We start from the raw sequence: 558 nt of genomic DNA, 5'->3' as shown, positions 1-558 counted from the left end.
TAATTATTGGTGGTCTTTATCTAACGCTGGTCGGGTAACAATACAATTTCAACAACATTTAAAGCACATAAGGGCGTATGGTGGATGCCTTGGCTCTGAGAGGCGATGAAGGACGTGGTAAGCTGCGATAAGCTGCGGGGAGATGCACACAATCGATACATCCGCAGATTTCCGAATGGGACAACCCGCTATGTTGAAGACATAGCATCTCGAAAGAGAAGCCAACCCTCTGAACTGAAACATCTAAGTAGGAGGAGGAAAAGAAAATAAACAATGATTCCCCAAGTAGTGGCGAGCGAACAGGGAAGAGCCCAAACTTGAGGTGCGTGCACCTTGAGGGTTGTAGGACCGCATTTAGAAAGCTCAATCAAGCTGAAGCCCCTGGAAAGTGGCGTCATAGAGGGTGATAATCCCGTAAGCAGAAATTTGAGTGGACGAGCGGTATCCTGAGTAGGGCGGGACCGGAGAAATCCTGCCTGAATCTGCCGGCACCATCCGGTAAGGCTAAATACTCCTCAGAGACCGATAGTGAACCAGTACCGTAAGGGAAAGGTGAAA

Source organism: Cnuella takakiae, assembly GCF_001953305.1.
In the GTDB taxonomy this organism is placed as follows: Bacteria; Bacteroidota; Bacteroidia; order Chitinophagales; family Chitinophagaceae; genus Flavisolibacter; species Flavisolibacter takakiae.
The sequence above is the reverse complement of the archived record's forward strand: the minus strand, read 5'-3'. Positions refer to the sequence as shown.